Origin of the sequence: Paenibacillus physcomitrellae (assembly GCF_002240225.1) — a bacterium.
Lineage (GTDB): Bacteria > Bacillota > Bacilli > Paenibacillales > Paenibacillaceae > Fontibacillus > Fontibacillus physcomitrellae.
The window spans coordinates 3327557-3350250 of the sequence record NZ_CP022584.1 but is presented as its reverse complement, the minus strand read 5'-3'; the positions used below and the strand labels follow the sequence as shown (position 1 = coordinate 3350250).

17 protein-coding genes and 1 pseudogene are annotated in these 22694 nt (G+C 53.1%); 8 read left to right on the top strand and 10 right to left on the bottom strand.

Annotated features, from left to right (window positions below):
- Positions 1 to 22: 22 nt before the first annotated feature.
- From CBE73_RS15150 to CBE73_RS15125, 6 genes are all read right to left on the bottom strand, one after another.
- Positions 23 to 910 carry a carbohydrate ABC transporter permease gene (locus CBE73_RS15150; protein WP_094094920.1) on the bottom strand — a complete coding sequence of 296 codons (888 nt, stop codon included), beginning with the start codon at positions 908 to 910 and terminating at the stop codon, positions 23 to 25.
- Positions 910 to 1785, bottom strand: a complete 876-nt coding sequence (locus CBE73_RS15145; RefSeq protein WP_094094919.1) for a carbohydrate ABC transporter permease — start codon at positions 1783 to 1785, stop codon at positions 910 to 912. Before CBE73_RS15145 ends, CBE73_RS15150 begins: the two co-directional genes overlap by 1 nt.
- 104 nt (positions 1786 to 1889) lie before the next feature.
- Positions 1890 to 3236: an extracellular solute-binding protein gene (locus CBE73_RS15140; RefSeq protein ID WP_094094918.1), complete on the bottom strand. Its 1347-nt coding sequence runs from the start codon at positions 3234 to 3236 to the stop codon at positions 1890 to 1892.
- Positions 3237 to 3489: 253 nt separating this feature from the next.
- Complete coding sequence (locus CBE73_RS15135) at positions 3490 to 5091, bottom strand: response regulator (RefSeq protein WP_094094917.1); 1602 nt, start codon at positions 5089 to 5091, stop codon at positions 3490 to 3492.
- Positions 5088 to 6905, bottom strand: a complete 1818-nt coding sequence (locus CBE73_RS15130; protein WP_244905496.1) for a cache domain-containing sensor histidine kinase — start codon at positions 6903 to 6905, stop codon at positions 5088 to 5090. Before CBE73_RS15130 ends, CBE73_RS15135 begins: the two co-directional genes overlap by 4 nt.
- A gap of 343 nt (positions 6906 to 7248) precedes the next feature.
- Positions 7249 to 7632, bottom strand: a complete 384-nt coding sequence (locus CBE73_RS15125) for a winged helix-turn-helix transcriptional regulator (protein ID WP_068699372.1) — start codon at positions 7630 to 7632, stop codon at positions 7249 to 7251.
- A 183-nt stretch (positions 7633 to 7815) separates the two neighbouring features.
- On the opposite strand from CBE73_RS15125, the gene CBE73_RS15120 reads away from it, so the two are divergent.
- The 6 genes from CBE73_RS15120 to CBE73_RS15095 all read left to right on the top strand — a co-directional run bounded on the left by CBE73_RS15120 (position 7816) and on the right by CBE73_RS15095 (position 13663).
- Positions 7816 to 9045 (top strand): MFS transporter, encoded by a 1230-nt coding sequence (locus CBE73_RS15120; RefSeq protein ID WP_094094915.1) that lies wholly within the window; start codon positions 7816 to 7818, stop codon positions 9043 to 9045.
- Between the two features lie 83 nt (positions 9046 to 9128).
- Complete coding sequence (locus CBE73_RS15115) at positions 9129 to 9971, top strand: aldo/keto reductase (RefSeq protein WP_094094914.1); 843 nt, start codon at positions 9129 to 9131, stop codon at positions 9969 to 9971.
- Positions 9972 to 10179: 208 nt separating this feature from the next.
- Positions 10180 to 11139, top strand: a complete 960-nt coding sequence (locus CBE73_RS15110; protein WP_094094913.1) for an ABC transporter ATP-binding protein — start codon at positions 10180 to 10182, stop codon at positions 11137 to 11139.
- Positions 11129 to 11875, top strand: coding sequence for an ABC transporter permease (locus CBE73_RS15105; RefSeq protein WP_094094912.1), 747 nt, complete (start codon positions 11129 to 11131; stop codon positions 11873 to 11875). Before CBE73_RS15110 ends, CBE73_RS15105 begins: the two co-directional genes overlap by 11 nt.
- The gene (locus CBE73_RS15100) at positions 11865 to 13058 is read left to right on the top strand and encodes a sensor histidine kinase (protein ID WP_094094911.1); all 1194 of its coding nucleotides are present in this window, start codon (positions 11865 to 11867) and stop codon (positions 13056 to 13058) included. Before CBE73_RS15105 ends, CBE73_RS15100 begins: the two co-directional genes overlap by 11 nt.
- A complete protein-coding gene (locus tag CBE73_RS15095) occupies positions 13055 to 13663 on the top strand; it encodes a response regulator transcription factor (protein ID WP_094094910.1) in 609 nt (202 codons plus the stop codon). The genes CBE73_RS15100 and CBE73_RS15095 overlap by 4 nt, the downstream gene beginning before the upstream one ends.
- 212 nt (positions 13664 to 13875) lie before the next feature.
- Here the strand turns inward: CBE73_RS15095 and CBE73_RS15090 are convergent, their stop codons facing one another.
- Complete coding sequence (locus CBE73_RS15090; RefSeq protein WP_094094909.1) at positions 13876 to 15585, bottom strand: methyl-accepting chemotaxis protein; 1710 nt, start codon at positions 15583 to 15585, stop codon at positions 13876 to 13878.
- A 402-nt stretch (positions 15586 to 15987) separates the two neighbouring features.
- Here CBE73_RS15090 and CBE73_RS15085 point away from each other — a divergent pair.
- Positions 15988 to 17529: pseudogene (locus tag CBE73_RS15085) on the top strand (catalase); the annotation flags it as partial.
- A 196-nt stretch (positions 17530 to 17725) separates the two neighbouring features.
- Here the strand turns inward: CBE73_RS15085 and CBE73_RS22575 are convergent.
- Together CBE73_RS22575 and CBE73_RS15075 are read right to left on the bottom strand one after the other, a co-directional pair.
- On the bottom strand, positions 17726 to 18514 hold the full coding sequence (locus CBE73_RS22575) for a response regulator (protein ID WP_094094907.1): 789 nt from the start codon (positions 18512 to 18514) through the stop codon (positions 17726 to 17728).
- A 129-nt stretch (positions 18515 to 18643) separates the two neighbouring features.
- Entirely contained in the window at positions 18644 to 19762 is a 1119-nt protein-coding gene (locus CBE73_RS15075) for a sensor histidine kinase (protein WP_174704741.1), read from the bottom strand.
- 323 nt (positions 19763 to 20085) lie between these two features.
- Between CBE73_RS15075 and CBE73_RS15070 the strand changes: the two genes are divergently transcribed.
- Positions 20086 to 20580 carry a CcdC protein domain-containing protein gene (locus tag CBE73_RS15070; RefSeq protein WP_157739585.1) on the top strand — a complete coding sequence of 165 codons (495 nt, stop codon included), beginning with the start codon at positions 20086 to 20088 and terminating at the stop codon, positions 20578 to 20580.
- A 121-nt stretch (positions 20581 to 20701) separates the two neighbouring features.
- Here CBE73_RS15070 and CBE73_RS15065 read toward each other — a convergent pair whose 3' ends face one another.
- A complete protein-coding gene (locus tag CBE73_RS15065) occupies positions 20702 to 22036 on the bottom strand; it encodes a glycosyltransferase family 2 protein (RefSeq protein WP_094094904.1) in 1335 nt (444 codons plus the stop codon).
- Positions 22037 to 22694 lie beyond the last annotated feature (658 nt).

The following is a 22694-nucleotide window of genomic DNA, read 5'->3' as shown; positions in this document are numbered from 1 at the left end:
CCAAAATAAATTAGCTTAGCCCTTAACCTTTAACCGCTCCCGCAACCATACCTTTCATGATCTGCTCCTGGAAGATCAGGTACACAATCACCGTTGGAATTACCGCAATCGACATCGCGGCCATCGTCAGGCTGTAATCCGTGCCATAGCCGTCGGAGAAGATGGACAAGCTGAGCGGCAGCGTTTTTAAGGACTGGTCATTGATAAACACGAGCGCAAAAGCGAAATCGTTCCAGAAGCGCAGAAAACCCAAAATCGAGATCGTCGCCATGGCCGGAACCGCCAGCGGCATAATGATCCGGCAGAAAATCCCCCAATATCCGTTGCCGTCGATCATCGCCGCTTCTTCCAGCTCTTTGGGCACGGAGGTTAAATAGGCCGCCACGATAAAGATCGCCACAGGCAGCTCGAACGCCGCATAAGGCAGAATCAGCGAAGCATAGGTGTCCAGAATATGCAGGTTCTTCATCATGATAAACAGCGGTACCAGCGTGCTGTGGATCGGAATCAGCATGCCCAGTACAAACAAACCCATAATTACACCCTTAAACCGGAAGTCCAGCCGTGACAAAATGTAGCCGGTAAGCGTCCCGAGAATCAGCGTCAGCGCAAGCGAACCGAGCGTGACGATAACTGAGTTGGCAAATGCCCTTCCGATACCGGCAATTTCCCAGGCCCGCGTATAATTTTCAAACTGCCAGACCGAAGGCAGGGCAAACGGATTGGCCGAGAAGTCGCGCACAGACTTGAAGGAGCTGATAAACAGCCACAGCAGAGGGTAAATCGTCGCCAGGGCATAAACCAGCAGCGCCGTATCCAATCCCCACAGCCAGCCGGATTTCCTGCGCCGGGTGGACAAGGGTCTGCGGAATGTTTTCTCTGTCAGGGATTCCGGTGAAATCAGATTCATTATATCCCTCTCTTTCTCATCAGCAGCTGGCTGCCGAGCACGAGAATGAGGCTGATGACGATGATCAGCGAGGAAACGGCGGAGCCGTAGCCGTAACGGAAAACTTCAAACGTATTATTGTACATGTAAGTGGCGAGCAGCTCGGTCGACTGGGCCGGACCGCCGCCCGTCATAATATAAATCAGGTCAAAGGCTTTCAAACTGCCGGAAATGCAGAGTACGATGGCGACCTTGATCGTATCCCAGATCATCGGAATGACGATGAGATACAGCCATTTGGCCCGGACGGCGCCGTCAAGTTTGGCGGCATCCTCCATTTCGGACGGGATGTTCTGAATCGCCGAGATAAAGATAATCAGATAAGGGCCGATGTTGGCCCAAATGACCGGAGCGCTGACCGAATACATATTGATGCGGGCATCCCCCAGCCAGTCACGGATCCAGGAGCCTAGCCCGATATTTTGCAAAATGACATTTAAGATACCGATTTGAGGGTGATAGATATATCCCCAGATCATGCCGATGACAACGGTGGAGACAACCATAGGCATAAAAACGGCCGAGCGGACAAAGCGGTGGAACAGCGTGCTTTTTCGGAGAATCAAGGATAGAACGAGCGCGATCGGCAGCTGCCCCAGAATCGAGGCGGCCACGATGATCAGGTTGTTCTTCAACGCCCGCCAGAAAATCGGGTCGCGGAGGGCCTCCGCATAGTTGTCCAAACCGGTAAAGCTGGCTGCGCCAATGCCTTTCCAGTCATAAAATCCGTAATAAACCGACCAGACGATCGGCACAAGCACAAAAACCAGGTACAAAACGAGAGCGGGCAGCAGCCCGATCACCACAAACCCTCTAAGTCGGTTCACGAACGCCATAACCGGCCTCCTTTCAAAGATGCATGGATGGACGATACCCGCTCTTGGAAAGGCGGGAACGGATATCGTCCGGAAATTGGTTCTATGAGTTTAGGAACGGCCGGTTATTTGCCAAGATCTCTGGCCTGAGCGTCCTGAATCTTCTGGGCGATCGCTTTCGGATCGCCGCCCAGGGACACTTCCTGCAGGCCGTTGTTCACCGCGTCGGTCGCGGAAGAGGTTAAATAAGCATCGTATACCGGAGTAAGGCTGAGTGATTTGTACAGCGTAAACGCCTTGTAGAACAGCGGCATAACTTTGGACTGATCCGGCTCAACCTTGTAGGTGACGATCGAGTTGCTGTCCGCGATGGCCTGCATCGCTTCCGGACCGCTGACCGTATAGATCAGGTCCAAAGCGGCTTTCAGCTTGTCACCTGAGACGGATTTGCTGAGCGCCAGACCGCCGCCGGAGCCGCCGGACATCGAATTCGGATCCCCTTTGCCGCCGGGAACGGACGGAAGCACGGTGATGTCGATCTGACTGAGCTGCTCCTCGGTTGCTGCCGCAGCCATATTCGTCAGCGCCCATGAACCGTCGATCATCATTGCGGCTTTGCCCTCGGCAAAATACTGCTCCATCTGGGTGTTATCCAGGCTGTTAAAGCCGGTTTGGAACGCATTGGCATCCGCCAGGTCTTTGAAATATTGCAGTGCCTGCACGAATTCGGGATCGGTGAACTTCGCCCCGTCCTGATTCACGGCTTTCAAGAACCAGTCCGTACCGGTCACCCGGTCCGCAAGCGAGGAGAGGATGCTGGACTGCGCCAGCCAGGAGGCTTTATTCCCCAGCGAAATCGGCGTGATTTTGTTGTCGTTGAACGTTTTGACCGCCGTCATCATCTCGTCCCAAGTGGTAGGAACCTTAACGCCGTATTTCTCAAACAAGGACTTGTTGTAGAACAGGAAGGAAGTGGCTGAGCCGCTCAGCGGCGTGGCGTACACCTGGCCCTCAAAGGAAAGCGTGTCGAGCGAGCCGGCAATAAAGTTGTCTTTCCAATCCGGATGCTCATCCAGCACAGGGGTGATCGGCTGAATCAAACCGCCATCGTAAAATTCTTTGATCGATGTGCCCGATTGCACGAAGAAGACATCCGGCATTTCGTTGGCGGCAGCCACCGTCTTCAAACGCTGACGGTATCCGTCCGGCGGAATCGCCTGCTCATCCAGTTCAACCTCGGGGTGTTCGGTTTTAAACTTGTCGATCTGTGCCCGTACGACCTTGGCTCTCAAATCATCCCCGGAGAAGTTATGCCAGATGGACAGCTTGATTTTCTCCCCTGTTGCCTTGGAGCCCTCCGATCCGGCCGCGCTGGTGGCCGCCGTGTTATCTCCCCCCTGGCCGCAAGCCGCGAGCAGCAAAGTGAACGAAAGTAACAGAGCGAGAATTGCGATTGGTTTTTGCTTTGCCATTTAAGACCCCTCCTTTGGTTCCATTTATGGTTACAAGTATAAGATTTCGGGAGGTGAGCAGTAAGGAGATGATCTTCAGTCGGAGGGTAGATAAAATTCGGTTTATGGGGTTCATGTCAGATAATTGTTCGTAAATCAGACCCCCTCCGGAGCTATTTGCTTACAAACCTGTTTATTTGGCGTTAGGTTTATGTTAGATCTATTGGAGTTTGAAGGGTTAAGTCTGGCAGGTTGATATGAGATCTAGGCACCGTCACTCCGTGGAAAGCTGCCGATATTCCGTTGGGGTACATCCCATCATTTTCTTGAACTGCTGGCTGAAATATTTGATGTCTTCGTAACCCGCTTCCCCCGCTACCTCGCTGACTTTCTTCTGCGTAGTCAGCAGAATGTTCGCTGCAAGCTGCATTCGCTCCCGAATCACAAACTCGCTGAATCCCTGTCCTGTTTCCCGTTTGAAGACCTCGCTGAAATGATTGGCATTCAAGTGTACGAAACCCGCCACCTGCTGCAGGGTCAAATGTTCGCCGAGATGATTGCGAATATAGGCAATGGCCCGGTAGATGTAAGAATGCCTGCCATCAGCGGCCAGCTGGTGGAACTCATTCATCACTGACAGCAGCAGCTTAAACAGTTCATCTTCAAGCACGACCCCCGGCTCAAATGAAATAGCCGGCGTCGCTGCTGCGCCCGTCAGCCCCGTTGACAACTGTGAAGCCGAGGCCGTCTCCTTTGCCCTGTCCAGCCAGCGATGGGCCCCGATCACAATGGATTGAAGGAACGCCTGCAGAGAAGTCGGGGTCGTTTCAGAATCCTCCAGCCGTTCCCTAACGAGCGCTGCAGTCCAGTCATGGAGCTGGCTGGCATTGTTGTTCATCAGGAGCGAAGACAACTCGCTTTCCTCCTTCTCCGAGCAGACGGCTCTTCCGCCCTGGCGGTCTTCCACATCCTTCAGCTCAAACAGCCCCTTATCGCCGAACACAATCCGATAGCCGTATACCTTCTGTGCTTCCTCATAGGAACGGCGCAGTTCCTCTACCAAGCGGACCTCATTTCCGGCAGCGGCAAAAATATCGCACCTTAGTGTATCCTTGATCCGGCTGACTGCCTTCTCAAGCTGCCGGGTCCCCGGCCATCCCGGTGTCACGCCAACTACAGCAATGATCCTGTTATTCCTTAGCAGCGATATGCCGGGGAGCAGCTCGGACAGCTTGCTTTCGGCCGCTCCAAGCATGACCCCTGAGAAGCGGTCATGCCCCCATCCTGAGGCGCTGATCAGCAGGACGCGCATACCGTGGGGGCGGCCGGCGGACGCTGCCAGATGGATCCCGGCCTGCTGCAGCCATTCGCTGACCGACTTATAAGCCAGACCACCCGTATCTCCATTTCCGCTCCCGTTCCCGCCTCCGGTCAGCCATGACTCAAAATGCTGCTTTCGCAGCGCAGCCGCCTGAACATCGCCCTGCTTCTTCAGTTCCCATTTCATCTGAAGATTCTGTTTGGCTTTCATCACGGATTTAATAATTTCCTCAGGATCGCTTGTCTTCAGCAAATAGTCAGTTACACCCTGCCGGAGGGCCCGCTGGGCAAATCTGAAATCGTCGTAGCCGGTGAGAATGATAACTTCGGCATCCGGCAGCTTCTCCCTGATTTCCTTGGCCAGCTGAATGCCGTCCATACCGGCCATCCGGATATCGGTAAGTACGATGTCCGGACGCTCCGAAAGGAGCCGCCCGAGCGCCTCCTCTGCCGATTCCGCGGGCGGAAGCAGGTTCATGCCCAGTTCGGCCCAGTCGATGACGGTACAAAGCCCCGTCCGAATGATAACCTCGTCATCTATGATCATAATGTTCATACGGATCCCTCCAGTAAAGGTATAGTAAAGGATATTCGCGTGCCGTTGCCTGGCTCGCTTTCGATCTGAAGTCCGGTTTCGCTTCCGTAGTGCAGCATCAATCGGCGGTGGACGCTGCCTAAACCGTATCCGGATTTTTCGGCTTCACCTGAATCCTTTGCCGCTTCATCAGGGTCCTCCACACTTTCTTTCTCGATCTGCAGCTCCCGTTTGATCTCTTCAAGCTTCGCTTCTTCCATGCCGATGCCCGTATCCTGAACGACAAAAGTCATCCCTCCCGGGCGAAGCTCTCCCTGCACCAGGATGCTGCCTTTCTCCTTCTTCTTCTGAATCCCGTGCATGATGCTGTTCTCAATCAAAGGCTGCAGGAGAAGCTTCAGCATCGTTTGGTCCTGCATCGCCGGGTCGATGAAGAAGCTTGCCTCAAATTTATCCTGAAACCGTTTGGACATAATGCGTACGTAATTTTGGGCGTGGGCAACCTCCTGGCCGACCGTGCAGAATTCCCTTCCATCATTCAGGCTGAACCTGAGGAAATCAGTGAGCGCCCCGACCATTTCCGCAATCGGCTTTTGTTTATTCATCAAAGCGATCCAATGGATGGATGAGAGCGTGTTGTACAGAAAATGCGGATTAATTTGAGCCTGTAGGGCCTCGATGTCCGCCTCCTTTTTCTTGGCTGCATTCAGCTGCAGCTGACTCTTGAGCCGCTGGATACGGTCGCTCAGCCGGTTGTAGCTGCGCAGGAGCATGCCGATTTCGTCCATGGTTTTGACCTCGAACGGGCGGATCGGCTCGTCCGGATCGATCTTGTTCAGCTTTCGCGCCACCTTGATGAGCGGCCGGGTCACCCAGGTAATGAAATAAAGCACCAGCAGGCCGGCAAACAGCCCGGAAATGCCAATAGCCCAAGCCGTAATCGTCAGCACGTATTGGTTTTGCGCTGTATAGATGTGGGTGGGAATGACGCCGACCAGCTTCCAGCCCAAACTGGGGATTGTGTAATAAAGCAAGGTGCTGCTCTCCTCGTCCAGCTTGACGTTCTCGACCCCTTCGGAGTCCGCAAGAGTACCCAGATTCGAAATCTTGGTCCCCAAGAGCTGATTCAATCCTTCGCCTTTCTGGGAGACCATCACCCGATTCTCTTCGTTGGTCAGCCACAGATGCCCGCTTTCATTCCAGGCAGCGTTCTCGAGCATGTGCTGCACCTCCCGGGCGTCAATGCTGATCGCAAGCTCCCCGTAGTTCTGAAATTTGTCGGTGCTGCGAATCGGCCGAACCAGCGTAAATACCTGCTTGATTCCATTGTCCGTCGTCTGGTTCTCATACAGCGGGGTCCACCATTTTACAGCCGGGTTATATTTCCCTTCGTTAGCCCGCATAACCTCCGGCAGGCCGGAACGGATAATCGTCGTGTTGGACAACGCCGGGAACCCCCGGTTGGAGGTGATCGTAATGTTCGAAATATAGGTTTTGGAGGAAGCGAGGTTCATCAGGAAAGCAACGTTTTGCGAATATAACGAGATGTCTGACCGGTCGCTGCCGAGGTAGGATTGGATGTTTTTCTGGCCGATGATAAAGACCGACATGTTCTCCGCATCATTGATGATGAAATCCAGCTTGTCCGAAATTTGCTGGAGTGTGTTCATCCCGGACTGCTTTTCGATTTTCTCCGTCAAATTCGTAGCGATGCGGTACGAGACAATGCCGGTGGCAAGAAGCGGAAACACGATAGCCGCAATCAGCAGAACAGACAGCTTGCTTTTTAATGAATTTCTGAACCACATCGGACCACCCCGTTTTTTGTTTTTCACATTTTACAACACAGGCAGCTCACCCGTCTTAACACCCAATGTCAGACCAGCAGGGGAAATAAAAGGATTTTGTTAATTGCGTTTGAAGAGAAATCGGGCCAACACCTTAAGGACAAGGCGGTTAGCCTTTGTGGATGCGCTTACTAATTAATCTAAATAAACACCTCAATAATTATGATTCAATTAAACATTATGACGTTATGTTGTTTTTATTTATGGTATCTTAATGCGCATATCCGGGCAATAGAAATATGAACGGGTCGAATCAAGAGAATACCAGACCACAAAAAAAACCGGCCAAAGAATGAAACCATTCTCTAACCGGCTTGATGGTCATGGATCTCTAGTGATTCAAAATATTATCCTCCAGCACCGCGAATTTGTCGCCGTACTCCCGGATAATATGCTGCTCGCCCCAATTGCAGAGCGAATCCAGAATCGGCTTCAGGCTCCAGCCGTATTCGCTCAGCTCGTATTCAACTCTTGGCGGCACTTCATTGTAGCTGATCCGGTTAATAATGCCGTCTTCTTCAAGCTCTCTGAGCTGCTGGGTCAACATTTTCTGGGCGATGGCCGGCATCAGGCGCTTCAGCTCGCTGGTCCGCTTGCGTCCGTGTGTCAGGTGACAAAGGATGACGCATTTCCACTTGCCTCCGATGACCTCAAGCGTAGCTTCAACGGAAATGTTGTATTTCTTGGTTCTTGGCGTTTTCTCTACTTCTGGCATAACGATTCGATTCCTCCTGGCAGCAGAAAGTGTAGCTTCTGCATTTATATATAAATACTTATATAGATGACTTTTTGGTGCCTATAGCACAAATAAGTACGTACTATTCAAATGAATCCCGCTCACCCATAATAACATTACCGGCCGGTGATTTCTACAAGGTAGGAGTGAACAAGAGAAAACATGGAGCTTAATAAACAGAGAAGCACCTTGGCGCTGCTAGCCTTGGCGATAAGCGCTTTTGCAATCGGAACGACGGAGTTTATCAGCGTAGGACTGCTCCCGTTGATTGCTGATGATTTGAACATTTCCGTGACCTTTGCGGGTCTCACGGTTACTTTATACGCCCTCGGGGTGACCTTTGGCGCCCCGATCCTGACCTCGCTTACGGCCAGCGTGCCGCGGAAGACGCTGCTGATGGCGATCATGGTCGTCTTTATTGCCGGGAACAGCCTGGCGGCAGCCTCGCAGGGCATTGCTTTGCTGCTTGTCGCCCGCGTCCTTTCCGCTTTCTCGCACGGGGTGTTCATGTCGATCGGCTCGACGATTGCTGCAGACCTCGTGCCTGAGAACCGCAGAGCCAGCGCGATTTCGATGATGTTCTCCGGACTCACAGTAGCTACAGTTACCGGTGTGCCGATCGGCACTTTTATCGGACAGCAGCTCGGCTGGAGAGTCGCCTTTATCGCCATTGCAGCCGTCGGCATCGTGGCCTTTATAGGCAATCTGATTCTGGTTCCCTCCGGACTGCGGAAAGGGACCAAAACGCCGATGGTCGAGCAGGTTAAGCTGTTTAAGAGCGGCAAGATCATCCTCGCCCTTCTGATAACGGCGCTTGGTTATGGCGGAACCTTTGTAGTATTCACCTATTTGTCGCCCCTGTTGCATGAAGTGACAGGTTTTGCGGAGAAAACCGTTGCCCTTCTCCTTCTACTCTACGGAATTGCCATTGCCATCGGCAACGTTATCGGAGGGAAAGCAGCCAACCGCAAGCCGCTGCGGGCTTTGCTCGGCATGTTTATTCTACAGGCTATAATCCTGCTTGTGCTGACCTTTACGGCACCTTATCAAGTTGCAGGATTGATCACCATCTTCTTCATGGGCCTGCTGGCATTTATGAACGTCCCAGGGCTGCAGCTGTATGTGGTTCTTCTGGCGGAAAAAATCGCGCCCAAAGCGGTCGATGTCGCTTCGGCACTGAATATAGCAGCCTTCAACGCAGGCATCGCGCTCGGGGCTTACCTCGGGGGCATCATTACCGATACGCTAGGATTGGTTCATACCGCGTGGGTAGGGGCCATTATGGTCGCCGCAGCGGCAGCTCTTACAGCAATCAGTCTCGTTTTGGAGAAGAAAGGGAACCCTAGAAGGGGCACCCAGGTTTCAAAAGGATTAACGGAGGCTATGGAGTGAACGAAGCCATGGCTGCTCTGTAAAGGACGCCATGCATCCGTTCATTTTATATATACAATTAAAATTCAGGAGGAATAGGAATCATGAGTTTGAATCTGCAAAGCACAGTACAATTAAATAACGGCGCTCAAATGCCTTGGTTTGGTCTTGGCGTATTTCAGGTGGAAGAAGGCGCGGAGCTGGAGGCAGCTGTAGCTGCAGCCATTAAAAACGGCTACCGCAGCATTGATACCGCAGCTATTTACGGCAATGAGCAAGGCGTAGGCAACGGAATCCGCCAAGGGCTCGAAGCAGCCGGCCTGAAAAGGGAAGACCTTTTCGTGACCTCCAAAGTATGGAATGCCGATCTGGGCTATGAGGAAACTTTGGCCGCTTTCGAAGTCAGCTTGAACAAGCTGGGCTTGGAATATCTGGACCTTTACCTGATCCACTGGCCTAAAGAAGGCAAATATAAAGCAGCCTGGAAAGCGATGGAGACCTTGTACAAGCAGGGAAAAATCAAAGCGATTGGCGTCAGCAACTTCCAAATTCATCATCTTGAAGACTTGCTCGCCGATGCAGAGGTTGTGCCGGCCGTCAATCAGATCGAGCTTCACCCTCGCCTGACTCAGAAAGAGCTGCGCGACTACTGCAAGCAGAAAGGCATCCAAATCGAAGCCTGGTCCCCGCTGATGCAAGGTCAGCTGCTGGACAACGAAGAGCTGAAGGCCATTGGCGCGAAATACGGCAAGTCCGTCACTCAGGTTATCCTGCGTTGGGACATTCAAAACGGGATCGTAACCATCCCTAAATCGACCAAAGAACACCGTATTATCGAGAATGCCTCGATCTTCGACTTCGAGCTGAGCACCGAAGACATGGCTGCCATTGATGCCATGAACCAGAACCACCGCGTAGGTCCGGATCCGGACAACTTCGATTTCTAAGAAGCACGGGTACGTTATTCTCTGAAAAAGCCAAGCCGCCGAAGGGCCGCCTGAACAGCAGGCCGCCTTTCGGCGGCTTTTTGTATGGCCGGTAGTCCAAGTCCGCATGACAAATGTCATCCCGGTTTCATGACAAATCGGCCTGTTTCGCATTCTCCCGTTCAGGTAGTCTTAAGACATCCAATTTGATGACGGGGTGAAATCATAAATGAATGCCAAACCGGTTATCGTCCTCGACGATTTGACCAAACAATATCCAAACGGCAAATGCGCCGTTGATCACCTGTCCTTCTCCGTTGAGCCAGGCAGCCTGGTGGCTTTGCTTGGTCCAAACGGGGCAGGCAAGTCCACCACCATTTCGATGCTGCTGGGGCTTCAGCAGCCTACCCGAGGGAAGGTCAAACTGCTGGGCGGCAGCCCTAGGGAAGCCAAAGTGCGCGGCAAAATCGGTGCAATGCTGCAGGACTCAGAGATGGTGCCCGGACTAAAGGTCCGGGAAGCGGTGGACCTGTTCCGTCACTATTACAGCCATCCGATGGACTTGGGGCGGCTGCTTCGTATCGCAGGCCTTGATGAGGTCCAAGACAAGATGGCCAGCTCCCTCTCAGGCGGTCAAAAACGCCGGATGGCTTTTGCCCTGGCTTTGGCCGGCGATCCGGAAGTGCTGTTCCTTGACGAGCCGACGGTGGGGATGGACGTCATGTCACGGCAGATGTTCTGGGACACTGTCCGGACCATTCAGGACCAGGGCAAAACGATTATGCTGACCACTCACTATCTGGAGGAAGCGGACCAGCTGGCCGACCGTATTCTTGTGGTCAATGAAGGCCGGCTGATCGCCGACGGATCACCTGCTGAAATGAAGCAGGCGGCTGGCCGGAAATCGATTCACTTCACTGCGGGACCAGAGCTTCAGCCCCGGCAGCTGGAGCAGCTGCCCGGTGTACAGGAAGCGGTCTGGAACGGCCGAAGGGTCAAGTTGACCAGCCTGGATACGGACCGGGTTATTTTTACCATGGTCCACATGAATCTTGACGTTCGGGACATCGAAATCCAGACCGGAGGCCTTGAGGAAGCGTTCCGTAATCTGGTTCAGGGAAACGGGAGCACAGATAGAGCAAGTGAAACGAATAAAACAGGCACAAAGGAGAGTCGCCATGTTGTCTAGAGCTATGACTGCCCAATGCCGGGCTGAAATTTTGCGGACACTGCGGAACAGAAGATTTGTAATCTTCGCCTTGCTCATGCCGGCACTCTTCTATTTCATCTTCACCAGCGTTGTTGGGGATGCCATGCAGATTGGCGGAATCGAGTGGAAGGCTTATTATCTGATGTCGATGACCGTATACGGCGTGCTCGGCTCCAGCATTACTAGCCTTAGCAGCCGGCTGGCAGCGGAAAGGGCCTCCGGATACAATAGGCTGCTCCGAGTCACGCCCCTGTCTTCTTCTATCTATGTGGCTTCAAAAATGGTTTCGACCTCCGTCATCAACGCCGGAATTATCCTCTTCATGTTTCTGCTCGGCAGCCTGTTTAAAGGCGTTGTCATGAGCTGGGAGCAGTGGCTGTTCTGCGGTTTGTGGATCTGGGCCGGAGCACTCCCCTTTATGGCACTGGGCACCCTGCTTGGTCAGTTGCGAAACACCGATGCGGTACAGGTGGTCTCCCAGTTGGTTTACATGGGCATTTCCATTCTTGGCGGGTTATGGTTCCCCAAGCAGGCGATGTCCCCCGTTCTTCAGCGAGTCATGGAGCTTATGCCCTCTTACCGTTTTGGCAGCGGGGCCTGGGGTCTGGCTGCTGGCCACAGCGTCTCTGGCTCAAGCCTGCTGACTTTGGTCGTCTACGCAGCCTTGTTTGTGGTATTATCTTCCTATCTGAACAAAAGACAGGATGCGATCTGACGTGGTTTTTTTCTCAAAGAAAAGGAAGTACCTCTTTCCGGTGATATGGCTGGTTTACCTGGCCTTCCCCGTAACCGATATTTTGTCTCGTCATGCTTTGGAAAAGGGTCTGGGCTTCGCCGTATTGGCACTTTTCGTCGCCGCTTATCTGCTGAGCTGGTGGGACCCCGCCAGAATGTTCTATTATCTGTTCATCGAACTGGTCATCATCGCTTATTTCACCCTGTTATGGCAGCCATCTTACTTGTATCTCGTCTTCTTCGTCACGCCCGTTATCGCATTCCTGCCAAATCCGAAGACGTTCCGTTTCCACATGGTCCTATTGGCGGTTCTTCTGGCCGGTTACTTTATCTACGCCTCTTCTTTCCTTACTGAAAGTGATCTGCTGAATCTGATACCGGCCATGATCGTGGCCGTTATCGTTCCGACTGGCATTCGGGGGGGCGTACGCTCCCAGGAATTGAAGGGACAATTACACCTGGCGAATGAGGAGATCGCGCGGCTCAGCAAGCAGGAGGAGCGGCAGCGAATTTCCCGAAATCTCCACGATACTCTTGGCCATACGTTATCCCTGATTGCCTTGAAGAGCGAACTCGTGGAGAAGCTGATTAACAAGCAGCCCGGCAAAGCCGTACAGGAAGCAAAAGATATCCATTGGGCTGCCAGGGCAGCCCTTAAACAAGTCCGGGAGCTTGTGTCCGACATGACTTCGGTCACCATAGCCGGTGAAATAGGCCATGCTAAACAGATTTTGCTTGCTGCCGGAATTGAACTGAAGGTGGAACATTCAGGCGGAGACAGCGAAGACAACAGAGACAGCGAACAACTCGGAGAACCCGGAAAACCCGGTGATCCGGACCTCGAGCCCTTCGTCCAGAATGTGCTGGGCATGTGCCTCCGCGAGTCGGTGACCAACATTGTCAAACACAGCAAGGCTGCCCGCTGCGAGATTGGGCTCGTGCAGGAACCCCATGCTTTTACTATGACTATTTCGGATAATGGCATAGGGCTGGAGCAAGAAGGCATTTGGACTCATGGCGCAGGGCTGAGCAACATGAAAGAACGTATAGCTCTGGTTAATGGAAGTTTGGAGCTTACAGCCGTGCATGGAAAGGGAACTCGCGTCCGACTGACTATCCCAAAAATAGCCCGGAGTTTAAGTACAGGAGAAGGCGTCCAATGAAAGTTATAATTGCTGAGGATCAAGGTATGCTGCGCGGCGCATTGAAGCTGCTGCTGGATATGGAGGAAGACATCGAGGTCGTGGCTCAAGCCGAAAATGGAGAAGAAGCCTTAAAGCTGGTCCGGGAACTGAATCCCGATCTTTGTCTGCTGGATATTGAGATGCCGAAGCTTACCGGGCTCGACGTTGCCGAACGGCTGAAGGAAGAAGGCCATCCCTGCAGAGTGGTCATCCTGACCACTTTCTCCCGCACCGGTTATTTCCAAAGGGCTCTGAAAGCCGGCGTGAAGGGATACCTGCTTAAGGACTCCCCTGTCGATGAGCTTAGCGCCGCCCTGCGAACAATCCATCAGGGAGAGCGGGTTGTCAGCACGGAGCTTTCACTCAGCTTGTGGGAAGCTGTAGCGGTGAACCCTTTAACGGAGCGTGAACAGGCCGTATTGAGATTGGTCGCAGACGGACTTGCCATCCATGACATTGCGAGCAAGCTGTATTTGTCCCGGGGGACGGTGCGGAACTACGTATCGGAAATCATGCAAAAGCTCGGGGCCAAAAACCGGATCGAAGCGATCAATATTGCCGAGACAAACGGATGGCTGGTTTAACAAAGGGTAACGAGCAATAAAGCAGTAAGGCAATGAGCAATAGAGCTATACGGCTATAAGGCCATACGGCGGAGTGTTTCACCGTGATCAAGCGCGGATTTTGAGTCAAGTGGTGTTAAAAAAGAAGCGGCTCTCAGGTCCAATCAGGACCTGCCGAGACCGCTTCTTTATCGTTTATTCACTTCCATATCGCTTCTATATCTTGTCCGAACCTAAACCTTAATCTTGCCCAGGTTCGATTTTAGCTCCTCGGCCATTGCATTCAGCTCCTCAGAGGCGGAGGCCAGATGTTCGATCTCCTCAGCCATAGTCTGCGTACTGGCCGCAACCTCCTCGGAAAGATCCAGCGTGTCCTTCATAATGCCCGTTACGGTTTGGTTCAGCATAATCATACTGTCAGCTCCGGCTACTTCCTCCGTGGTCATCTGCATGATCCGGTTCATATTGTCTGCCGTTCCCGTCGCTGCCAGCCAAATGTCCTGCAAGGCATCACCGGCTTCACGCGCGGCAATCGTACCGCGGACAATTTCCTCCCGGCTGCGTTCATTGGATAAGACCGCTTCACGAATGTCCGCGGTAATCACCTGGATCAGTCCTGCTACTTCCGCAGCTTCCCGGTCAGACTGCTCAGCCAGCTTGCGGACCTCCCCGGCTACTACTGCAAAACCGCGTCCGGACTCTCCGGCACGCGCCGCTTCGATCGAAGCGTTTAAGGCCAGCAAATTCGTGGAGGCTGCAATCTCCGAAAGGGTGACTGTAATGTCGGAGATTTTCCGGGAATGCTCCTCGAGTCGTCCGATCAGGCCGCCCGTTTCGTTGGAGCGTCCTTGAATGGACTCCATCAGAGACAATGTCTGCAGTACGGTCTCCCGTCCTCTCTCAGCCATTTCCTTGGTCCGCACGGAGTCGCTTTGCCCTTCACCAGCCTGCTCGTTCGCTTTCCGGATCAAATCGGACAGCTCCTCCAGCACCTGGGAGGAAATCAGCGCCGTCTCATGTCCGGTGCCTGCTTCTTTCGTCATTTGCCGGTTGCTGCTCGCCACGGCCTGATAGGACTGCGTCATTTCTTCGAGCGCCTTGGCCATTCCATCGGAAGCCTTTGCCACCTGATCAGCCGATGCAAAAATATTCTCATTCAGCTCCGTAACGGTGTTCTTAAGGCTGAGTACCATGCCGGAAATCGCCGAAGTCAACCGGCCGATCTCGTCCCTTGAGCGGTACTCCTTAAGCTGAACACGAAGATTGCCTGCCGCCACCTCTTCTGCAACCTTGGTTATGGAAACCAGCGGCTTAAGGTTTTGAACAATCAGCAGCCAGATGAGCACCGCCGCAAGCACCAGCTCAATCAGACCAAATAAAATCAGTCGTTCGCCAAAACGGTCAACCGTATCCTGATACGGCTTTGCCGGAACACCAACATACCAGATGCCGATCACTTTGCCCGAGGCATCTTTAATTGGTTCGTAAGCCGCCTGGTTGGATTGCCCAACTACCATGGCCTCTCCCACATAAGTCTGCCCTTGCTTCAGCGTAATGTCTGCTACTTTGTCAGAGACCTTTGTACCGACTGCTTTCGAGCCGTCCTGCTGCACTACATTGGTGGCCACTCGGGTTTCCCCCAGGAACAGCGTAACCGTATCCCCCGTCTCCTTGCCGAAATCATCCAGCAGCGTTAACGTTTCATCGATGGCCTGCTCGCCCTTGTAAAGTTTGCCGTCTTTAACGGACCAATCCCCCGGGTACAGCTTGTCGATCAGCATTCTCCCCGTATTCAAATCGCCCAGCAGCTTCTGGTGGGCCGTTGAAAGAATGTCCTTCTGCGCAGTGGATACGGCGTAATAACCAATGACCCCCGTTCCCAAAAGCACTACCACGACCATAAACAGGACCAATTTGACCCGAATGCCCAATTTACCTTTCATCACTCTAAACCCCATTCTGCACTATAAATAAAATACCAAAAAGACTGGGATAACTTGGACATCGGCCCATCTTTTATAACTGAATTTTAAATTTTGTGTCGAACCTTGTCTATATAAAATAAAGTACAAAACCCAAAAAATTCTATTTATTTTCACTTTTATTGTTAATCATGCGTAATTCCTATCATTCTCTTAGAAACAATAACCCCGCTTTTCGGTTACGGGTTCGAAGACTCCATTCTCCGGTTAAGAAGAGAATGGAGTCTTTTTGTCTTTCAAACAAAGATTTAAATTTGCCTGTTTCCGCATAATTCCATTTCCCTTGGCAAAAAGTACATCCATAACCTGAAAAAAGGATGTGTAATTCTGACCATGGATCAAAAAGATCAAAAGGACAACAACATGACGCTCACGAACCGTCAGGGCCACCCGATCACCAATAACCAGAACATCAGAACCGTCGGCGACCGTGGGCCCTCGACCCTGGAGAACTATCATTTTCTGGAGAAAATGTCCCACTTTGACCGCGAGCGCATCCCTCAGCGCGTCGTGCACGCACGCGGCGCCGGCGCACACGGCTACTTTGAAGCCTACGGCAAGGTCGGCGACGAGCCGGTGTCCAAATACACGCGCGCCAAGCTGTTCCAGGAGGCGGGCAAGCAGACGCCGGTGTTTGTGCGTTTTTCCACGGTTATTCATGGCGGCCATTCCCCGGAAACGTTCCGCGATCCGCGAGGGTTTGCCACTAAATTCTATACCGAAGACGGCAACTGGGATCTCGTCGGCAACAACCTGAAGATTTTCTTCATCCGTGACCCGCTTAAATTCCCCGACATGGTCCACTCGTTCCGCCCCGATCCGGTCAACAATCTGGCCAATCCGGAAGGCATGTTCGATTTCGTCTCCAACAGCCCTGAAGCCATTCATATGATTACGTTCGTCTTCTCTCCTTGGGGGATTCCAGCCAATTACCGCCAGATGCAGGGCTCCGGCGTCAACACTTACAAATGGGTGAACAAGGACGGTGAAGCCGTGCTCGTCAAATACCACTGGGAGCCTAAACAAGGCATCAAAAACCTGACCCAGAAGGAAGCCGACGCCATTCAGGCCAAGAACACGAGCCACGCGACCCAGGACCTGTACGAAGCGATCGAGCGCGGCGACTATCCGGAATGGGAGCTGTGCGTACAGATCATGAGCGACGATGAGCATGCGGAGCTGGATTTCGATCCGCTGGACGATACCAAGCTTTGGGACCAGGAGAAATGGCCGTTCCTGCCGGTCGGGAAAATGGTGCTGAACAAAAATCCGGAAAACTATTTTGCAGAGGTGGAGCAGGCCGCATTCGGAACGGGCGTATTAGTGGACGGCCTCGACTTCTCCGACGATAAAATGCTGCAGGGCCGCACCTTTGCTTATTCCGATACTCAGCGCTACCGGGTAGGCTCCAACTATTTGCAGCTGTCGATCAACGCGCCGAAGACGCATGTTGCCACCAACCAGCGGGACGGCCAAATGGCGTACAGTGTCGACAAAGCGCCGGATCAGAACCCGCATGTCGATTACGAGCCGTCTTCTCTCGGCGGATTGAAGGAAGCCCAGCCTGCCGGCAAGGACCACGAGCCTTCCTACAATGCCAAGCTGGTTCGCCAGTCTATCGAACGGACCAATGACTACAAGCAGGCCGGCGAAACGTACCGTAAATTCGAAGACTGGGAACGCGACGAGCTGATCAGCAACCTGGTCGATGCCCTCAAAGTATGCCAGCCGGTGATCCAGGAGAAAATGATCGAGCATTTCACCAAAGCTGACGCTGACTACGGGCAAAGAGTCAAGGACGGCCTGGAAAAAGCCAAAGCCGACATGAGCCATACCGGCTCCGCCGCCTTCCGCGAAGGGGCAGAAATCGCCGAGAAATCCGGCCATAAGACGGACGGCTATTAAGGTAAAGGCTTTTCCTTCGTTCACGAGCTGGAGGTCTTGCGGCCAACAGCGCGAAATTGGAAATGGAAGCACCCGCTCTGGAATCCCGGAGCGGGTGCTTTTGTTAGTCTGCGGATTGCTCAATTCTCATTACTCTATTGTTTCATTGCTCTATTGCTCTATTACTCAGCTCATAATGTCAAGGATCTCTCTGGCATTAATCGATCAGCCCGCATCGAATCGCAAGCACCACCGCCTGGGTCCGGTCCCGGGCGCCGAGCTTTTGGATGATGTTGTGGACATGCGTTTTGACGGTTCCCTCGGAGACGAACAGCGTTACGGCGATCTCCGCGTTTTTCTTTCCGTAGCCCATCTGCTGCAGCACTTCCTTCTCCCGTTCGGTCAGCGGTTCCACAAGGAGGGGGGCCTCCCCGTCCCCGCCGTTCCCGGAAACGGAGAAACCGGGAGAACCGGCCGAGGGCTGTCCAGCGGCTGATAGGCCTTGAGTTCCATCAACCGGAGGAGCTCCCTCCCCCTTAGTGCCTGAACCAGCTTGCGGCCGGTTCAAGGCAATGACCTGCGACATGACGGAACCCGCCTGCTTGCTGTTGAATAAAGCGGCTCCGGCCGAGATGGCCCGGATATTCGATAACAGCTCTTTCGTTGGCGTATCTTTAAGCAGATAGCCGCAGGCCCCGGCCCGAATCCCGTCAAACACGTACTCCTGAATGTCAAAGGTTGTCAGCAGTACGATTTTGACGCCAGGCAGCTGCTTGACGATCTCCGCAGTAGCCTCAAGCCCTGTCGCTTTAGGCATTTGCACATCCATCAGCATCAAGTCGGGCAGGGTCTGCCGCGCCACCGCCACGGCCTCTTCTCCGTCCCCCGCTTCGCCGACCACCTCCATGTCCTCCTGATGGTTCAGAATGAACCGCAGGCTCTCGCGAATTAACAACTGATCTTCTGCCAGCACGATCCGAATCGGTCTTAAAGTATTCAAAATCATCTTCCTCCTGCATCAAGCGGCTGGACTTTTTTCTTTAGCGCCGCTTATTCCTCATTTCAATCCAAGGTGCTGTTCTTCCTTGCTGATGCCGCGACGGCAAAGCGAGTGAGCGGCCGATCCGGCCTTATCCTACATTTTAAGATCAGGCTGCCGAAGGGGAAGCTCGATCGTCAAGGTCAGGCCGCTGGGCTCATTTTGCCCAAACCGGCAGGTGCCGCCAACCGACTGGCACCGTTCCTGAATGCCCTGCTGGCCAAAGCCGAGCGGCTGGCCGGGTTCATGCCGGTAGCTCCCGTTATCCTGCAGGGTTATCTTTAATAAATCGTCTTCTTCAAGGAGACGAATCTTCACCTCATCCGCTTCCGCATGGCGCAGGACGTTGGTCAACGCCTCCTGCAGAATCCGGTAAAGCGCGATAGACATGGCCGGGTCCCAATCGGATAAACCCGGGCTTTCCTCCCAATGAATACGGAGATTTGTATTTGCAGAGGTTTGCGAAATCAGTCCCCGAAGGGCGGCAAGCCCAAGCCCGCTTTCGTCTTCCTTCCATTCGTGTACGGCCAGTCTGACCTCCTGCATCCCCGCGCGGGCCGTCCGGATTAATTCTCCGACTGCTTCGGGGGCAGCCTGAGGCTCGCTTTCCAGCATCATCTCGAGCGCCTGCAGCTGCACAATCATCGAGGTCAAATGATGGCCGAGGCCATCATGAATATCCCGGGCTATCCTCGTGCGCTCCGAAAGCGCGGCATACCGCATCGAGTTTACGGTCGCTTCCTGCAGCTGCTTATGAGCCTCCTGCAGCTCTTCGTGCGTCTTGTTCAATTCTTTGAGCTGCTGCTGGATGACGCTGTAGGCATTCTTGAGCCGGGCTCGGCCCTGAATAGCCATATATACGCCAAAGACAGCAAAGAGCGCTGCATAGGGAACACTCCCGCTGTACGTAAAAATCACAATCTCAATGCCTGCGCAGGCCGCAAGCCCCCTCGCTGTCCATTCGAATTTCTTGGGGGGAACGGCCAGGAAGAAGATCAACGGCCAAAGCAGATTCGGCCCCGGATATTCTCCGCCGGCAAAATACCCGATGGCCACCCCAGCCATTAGGAACAGCGGCAGAACAACGATCTCCAGCCCGTTCCAGCCTCTGCCCCGGTTGGCAAACAGCCAAAAATACACAAACCCGTAAGGAACTAAAATAAAGACCTCTGCCCCGCTTCCGGGCTGATATTCGGATAAAAGAAAAAAAGCCAACGCGATCGTTATTAGCGTATACCTTCTGAACGATCTTAGTAGTGTTTTGTTACCTGCCGACAACATGGGCTCCTTCTTTCCTCTTTGACTTCTATATTTCCAATTTTGAGTTCCATATTTCCATTTTGACTTCTGATTCTCGATAAGTTTATGGCCATTGTATCATAACCGGCCCCTACCTCTTCTCTATCTGCGGATAGAGAAAGAGCTTAAACAAATCAACTGCCGGCAGAGGCGCTAGGATCAGGATGCCTGATAAGCTGTATACATCTTCACCAGGCAAGCTGAATACACAATCCAAAACCATTCAGGAGGAATATCCATTGAACGAGTTCATTGTGCCGCTTCTGATCGCGGCAGTTATTATTTTCGTTATTTTCAGACAATTTAAAGCAAGAAAAGTAAAACGGCTGCAGTTCTTCCTGCTGCCGGTCATCGCTTTCTATGAATTGCTGCAATCGATGCCGCACCCTCTATCAGGCAAAAGCGTAGCCGAGCTGTTGGTCACCGTGCTGCTGGCCGCAGTGATAGGCGTCGCCCAGGCCTACACCACCCGGCTTGAGTACCGGGGAGGGGAATTGTACACCAAAGGTGGCTTAGGCTATTTTCTGTGCTGGATCGTTTTGCTCGCCTGTCGGCTGCTGGTCCGCTGGGTATTTGAAGGAGCCTATGGATTCACTCATTTCTCGGAAGGTAACTGGCTGATCTTCGCTGGCATCGGCATCGCCTGGGCCGTACGCAGCTTCCTGCTGTACCGGCTTCATCCGGAAATCCGCTCCGCCCTGAGTCGGGCCAAGGAACAGACCGAAAGAGGCTGAGCTTTTCAGTTCACGAAGAAGGAGCCGTTGTCTCTCGACAAGGGCTCCTTCAGTGCGCCGAGAAACCCGGCGTCCTCAAGTTGTGCCTCTTGATTGGACTTCTTCTTGGCACACGGGCCCGTTAAAGCAGCTCCGTTTCTCCATAGGCAGCAGCGGCCCAAGCCCGCCACTTGCGATATTCCGACGAATATCGTTTCGTTATACTGCCGCTTCTGATCCGCCGGTGATAAAGGGGCAAGGGAATATGGCCAAATGGACCTTCCGGCGAAAGGCGCAGCAGCTGATGCATGTCTTCATACAACCGGCCGTTATAGGGATCATTCTGCGCCCAACCGCCGAGTTTGCGCAGGACATCCGCCCGATAACATCGCGGCGCTATAGGGTGCCCGGCGGCTGTGATGCGGCTTGCCGTGTGCGGCGGTCCAAACTGCCGTTCGCCAACGTACATGAGCCGGCCGCCGGTTAACTCCTGCCACTCCACATAATCTCCGTACCAGAGCACCTGCTCCGAATCCGCACTTCCGGCGGCTTGCTGCAAATAGGCCAGCGCATCCGGGGCCAGCCAGTCATCTCCGTCCAGCTCAACCACCCATCGGCCTCGGGAGGCTTGCAGAGCCTGGTTTAGGCCGGCGCTTTTTCCATAGTTGATCCTGTTCCTGATGATCTGGACGCGGCGGTTAACTGGTTCCAGGGATAAGGGATACTCCTCCTCCAAATAAGTTTGGATCGCCTCAACCGTCCCGTCCTCGGAGCCATCATCCACGATCAGCAGTTCCCAGTCCGCGAAGGATTGGTTGATGACGCTGCGGATGGCCCACGGGACATAAGGAGATTCATTATGCACGACCATAACAATGGAGAACAGGGGCAGCTGCTCCAGAGGCACGACTTCCTGATGCATCAGCATCGGCCTAATAAGACGCCGCTCTTCCTCGTTGCTTTGCCCTTTCGGCGTTCGTGGGCTGTGAACCTTCCATCCTGCGCCTGCCCTTACTTTGACATCAAGCCCGGCCGCCCCATTGGCTGCAGCCAGCCTGTTCCACAACTCGATTTCCATATACTGCGGAAAAGGCAGTCTGTCTCTCCCGGCGAAACCGGATTTGGCCAACAGCCCGGTCCTCCAGAGATATCCCCCTTCTTCCGGCTCGTTATCGTACTCAACTCCTACAGCCCTTACAGGTCCAGCCTCTTTCGTCATGCGCCATGCGCCGATATTTGCAGTCTGCGAAGATAATAACGCCTTCTCTATATAGGTTGGAAAGTCGGGCAGAAGCTGAGTCCCGGCCCGAAGGGTTAAGCAGAACGGATCCGTGTTCCCCTGTAAAAAAGCGTGAAACTCCGGCAGCTGCTCCGTTCTTACTGGAACCAGTTCGGCATCAGGTAAAAGCTCCCTCACCGAATCCGCTGTCAGCCTCGCTGCCAGTGTCTGCTCTGCCGACAATACTGCAATGATCATCCGTCATCCCTCCCTCCTTCACCTTATGCGGAGGAAGAGGGGTCAATACGGAGACAAACCGGCCCAAATAAGGAGGGATGGGCCAAAAAAGCCACCCTTATCGTCCCAGCAAGCGGATAGAAGTGGGATAGAAGTGCGGTGGGATAGACGGAATCTGGAGTTTGGGGCAGGAGAGATTTTTGGTGAAGCATTCTGGAAAATTTAAAGCCGGAAGGGGAGAAATAAATCGGGGATAAGCCTAGCTGCGTAAGCAGTAAAATTATCTTGAATTCGCAATAACGATAACAAAAATAAGGACAACCACAGCAAGAATGCCCAGCACGACCAGGGTATTAACGATGTGTCTCAAAAAAGGCTTACGATGATAGTCGACATCTTCCTTTTTCTCTTTAGCTCTTCTCTGAGCAATATCTTCATCTACCGAGTTAAGATGGTTAGGCTCCATTACCATTTTGAAGACACCCCCATTTTCTAATATATAGAATTGTATCATAAATAATCCATTAACTAAGAAGCGGTTTCTCTTAAATCTACGGACCTTCTCTTCTAAATAAAAATAAAAAACGACCGTGCGAGGATCAACCCCTTGCCACGGTCGTTTCTTACTGTTCGGCTTTCAACTCCGCCGGCTATTCATGCCGCAGATCAAGCCCCGAGC

Bases quoted from the DNA above. Each gene is read 5' to 3' on its own strand.
- CBE73_RS15100 (WP_094094911.1), top strand. From the start codon at position 11,865: ATGCGATCTGACGTGGTTTTTTTCTCAAAGAAAAGGAAGTACCTCTTT.
- CBE73_RS22575 (WP_094094907.1), bottom strand. From the start codon at position 18,514: ATGATTTTGAATACTTTAAGACCGATTCGGATCGTGCTGGCAGAAGAT.
- CBE73_RS15095 (WP_094094910.1), top strand. From the start codon at position 13,055: ATGAAAGTTATAATTGCTGAGGATCAAGGTATGCTGCGCGGCGCATTG.
- CBE73_RS15140 (WP_094094918.1), bottom strand. From the start codon at position 3,236: ATGGCAAAGCAAAAACCAATCGCAATTCTCGCTCTGTTACTTTCGTTC.
- CBE73_RS15145 (WP_094094919.1), bottom strand. From the start codon at position 1,785: ATGGCGTTCGTGAACCGACTTAGAGGGTTTGTGGTGATCGGGCTGCTG.
- CBE73_RS15150 (WP_094094920.1), bottom strand. From the start codon at position 910: ATGAATCTGATTTCACCGGAATCCCTGACAGAGAAAACATTCCGCAGA.
- CBE73_RS15120 (WP_094094915.1), top strand. From the start codon at position 7,816: ATGGAGCTTAATAAACAGAGAAGCACCTTGGCGCTGCTAGCCTTGGCG.
- CBE73_RS15135 (WP_094094917.1), bottom strand. From the start codon at position 5,091: ATGAACATTATGATCATAGATGACGAGGTTATCATTCGGACGGGGCTT.
- CBE73_RS15110 (WP_094094913.1), top strand. From the start codon at position 10,180: ATGAATGCCAAACCGGTTATCGTCCTCGACGATTTGACCAAACAATAT.
- CBE73_RS15105 (WP_094094912.1), top strand. From the start codon at position 11,129: ATGTTGTCTAGAGCTATGACTGCCCAATGCCGGGCTGAAATTTTGCGG.
- CBE73_RS15090 (WP_094094909.1), bottom strand. From the start codon at position 15,585: ATGAAAGGTAAATTGGGCATTCGGGTCAAATTGGTCCTGTTTATGGTC.
- CBE73_RS15125 (WP_068699372.1), bottom strand. From the start codon at position 7,632: ATGCCAGAAGTAGAGAAAACGCCAAGAACCAAGAAATACAACATTTCC.
- CBE73_RS15115 (WP_094094914.1), top strand. From the start codon at position 9,129: ATGAGTTTGAATCTGCAAAGCACAGTACAATTAAATAACGGCGCTCAA.
- CBE73_RS15065 (WP_094094904.1), bottom strand. From the start codon at position 22,036: ATGATCATTGCAGTATTGTCGGCAGAGCAGACACTGGCAGCGAGGCTG.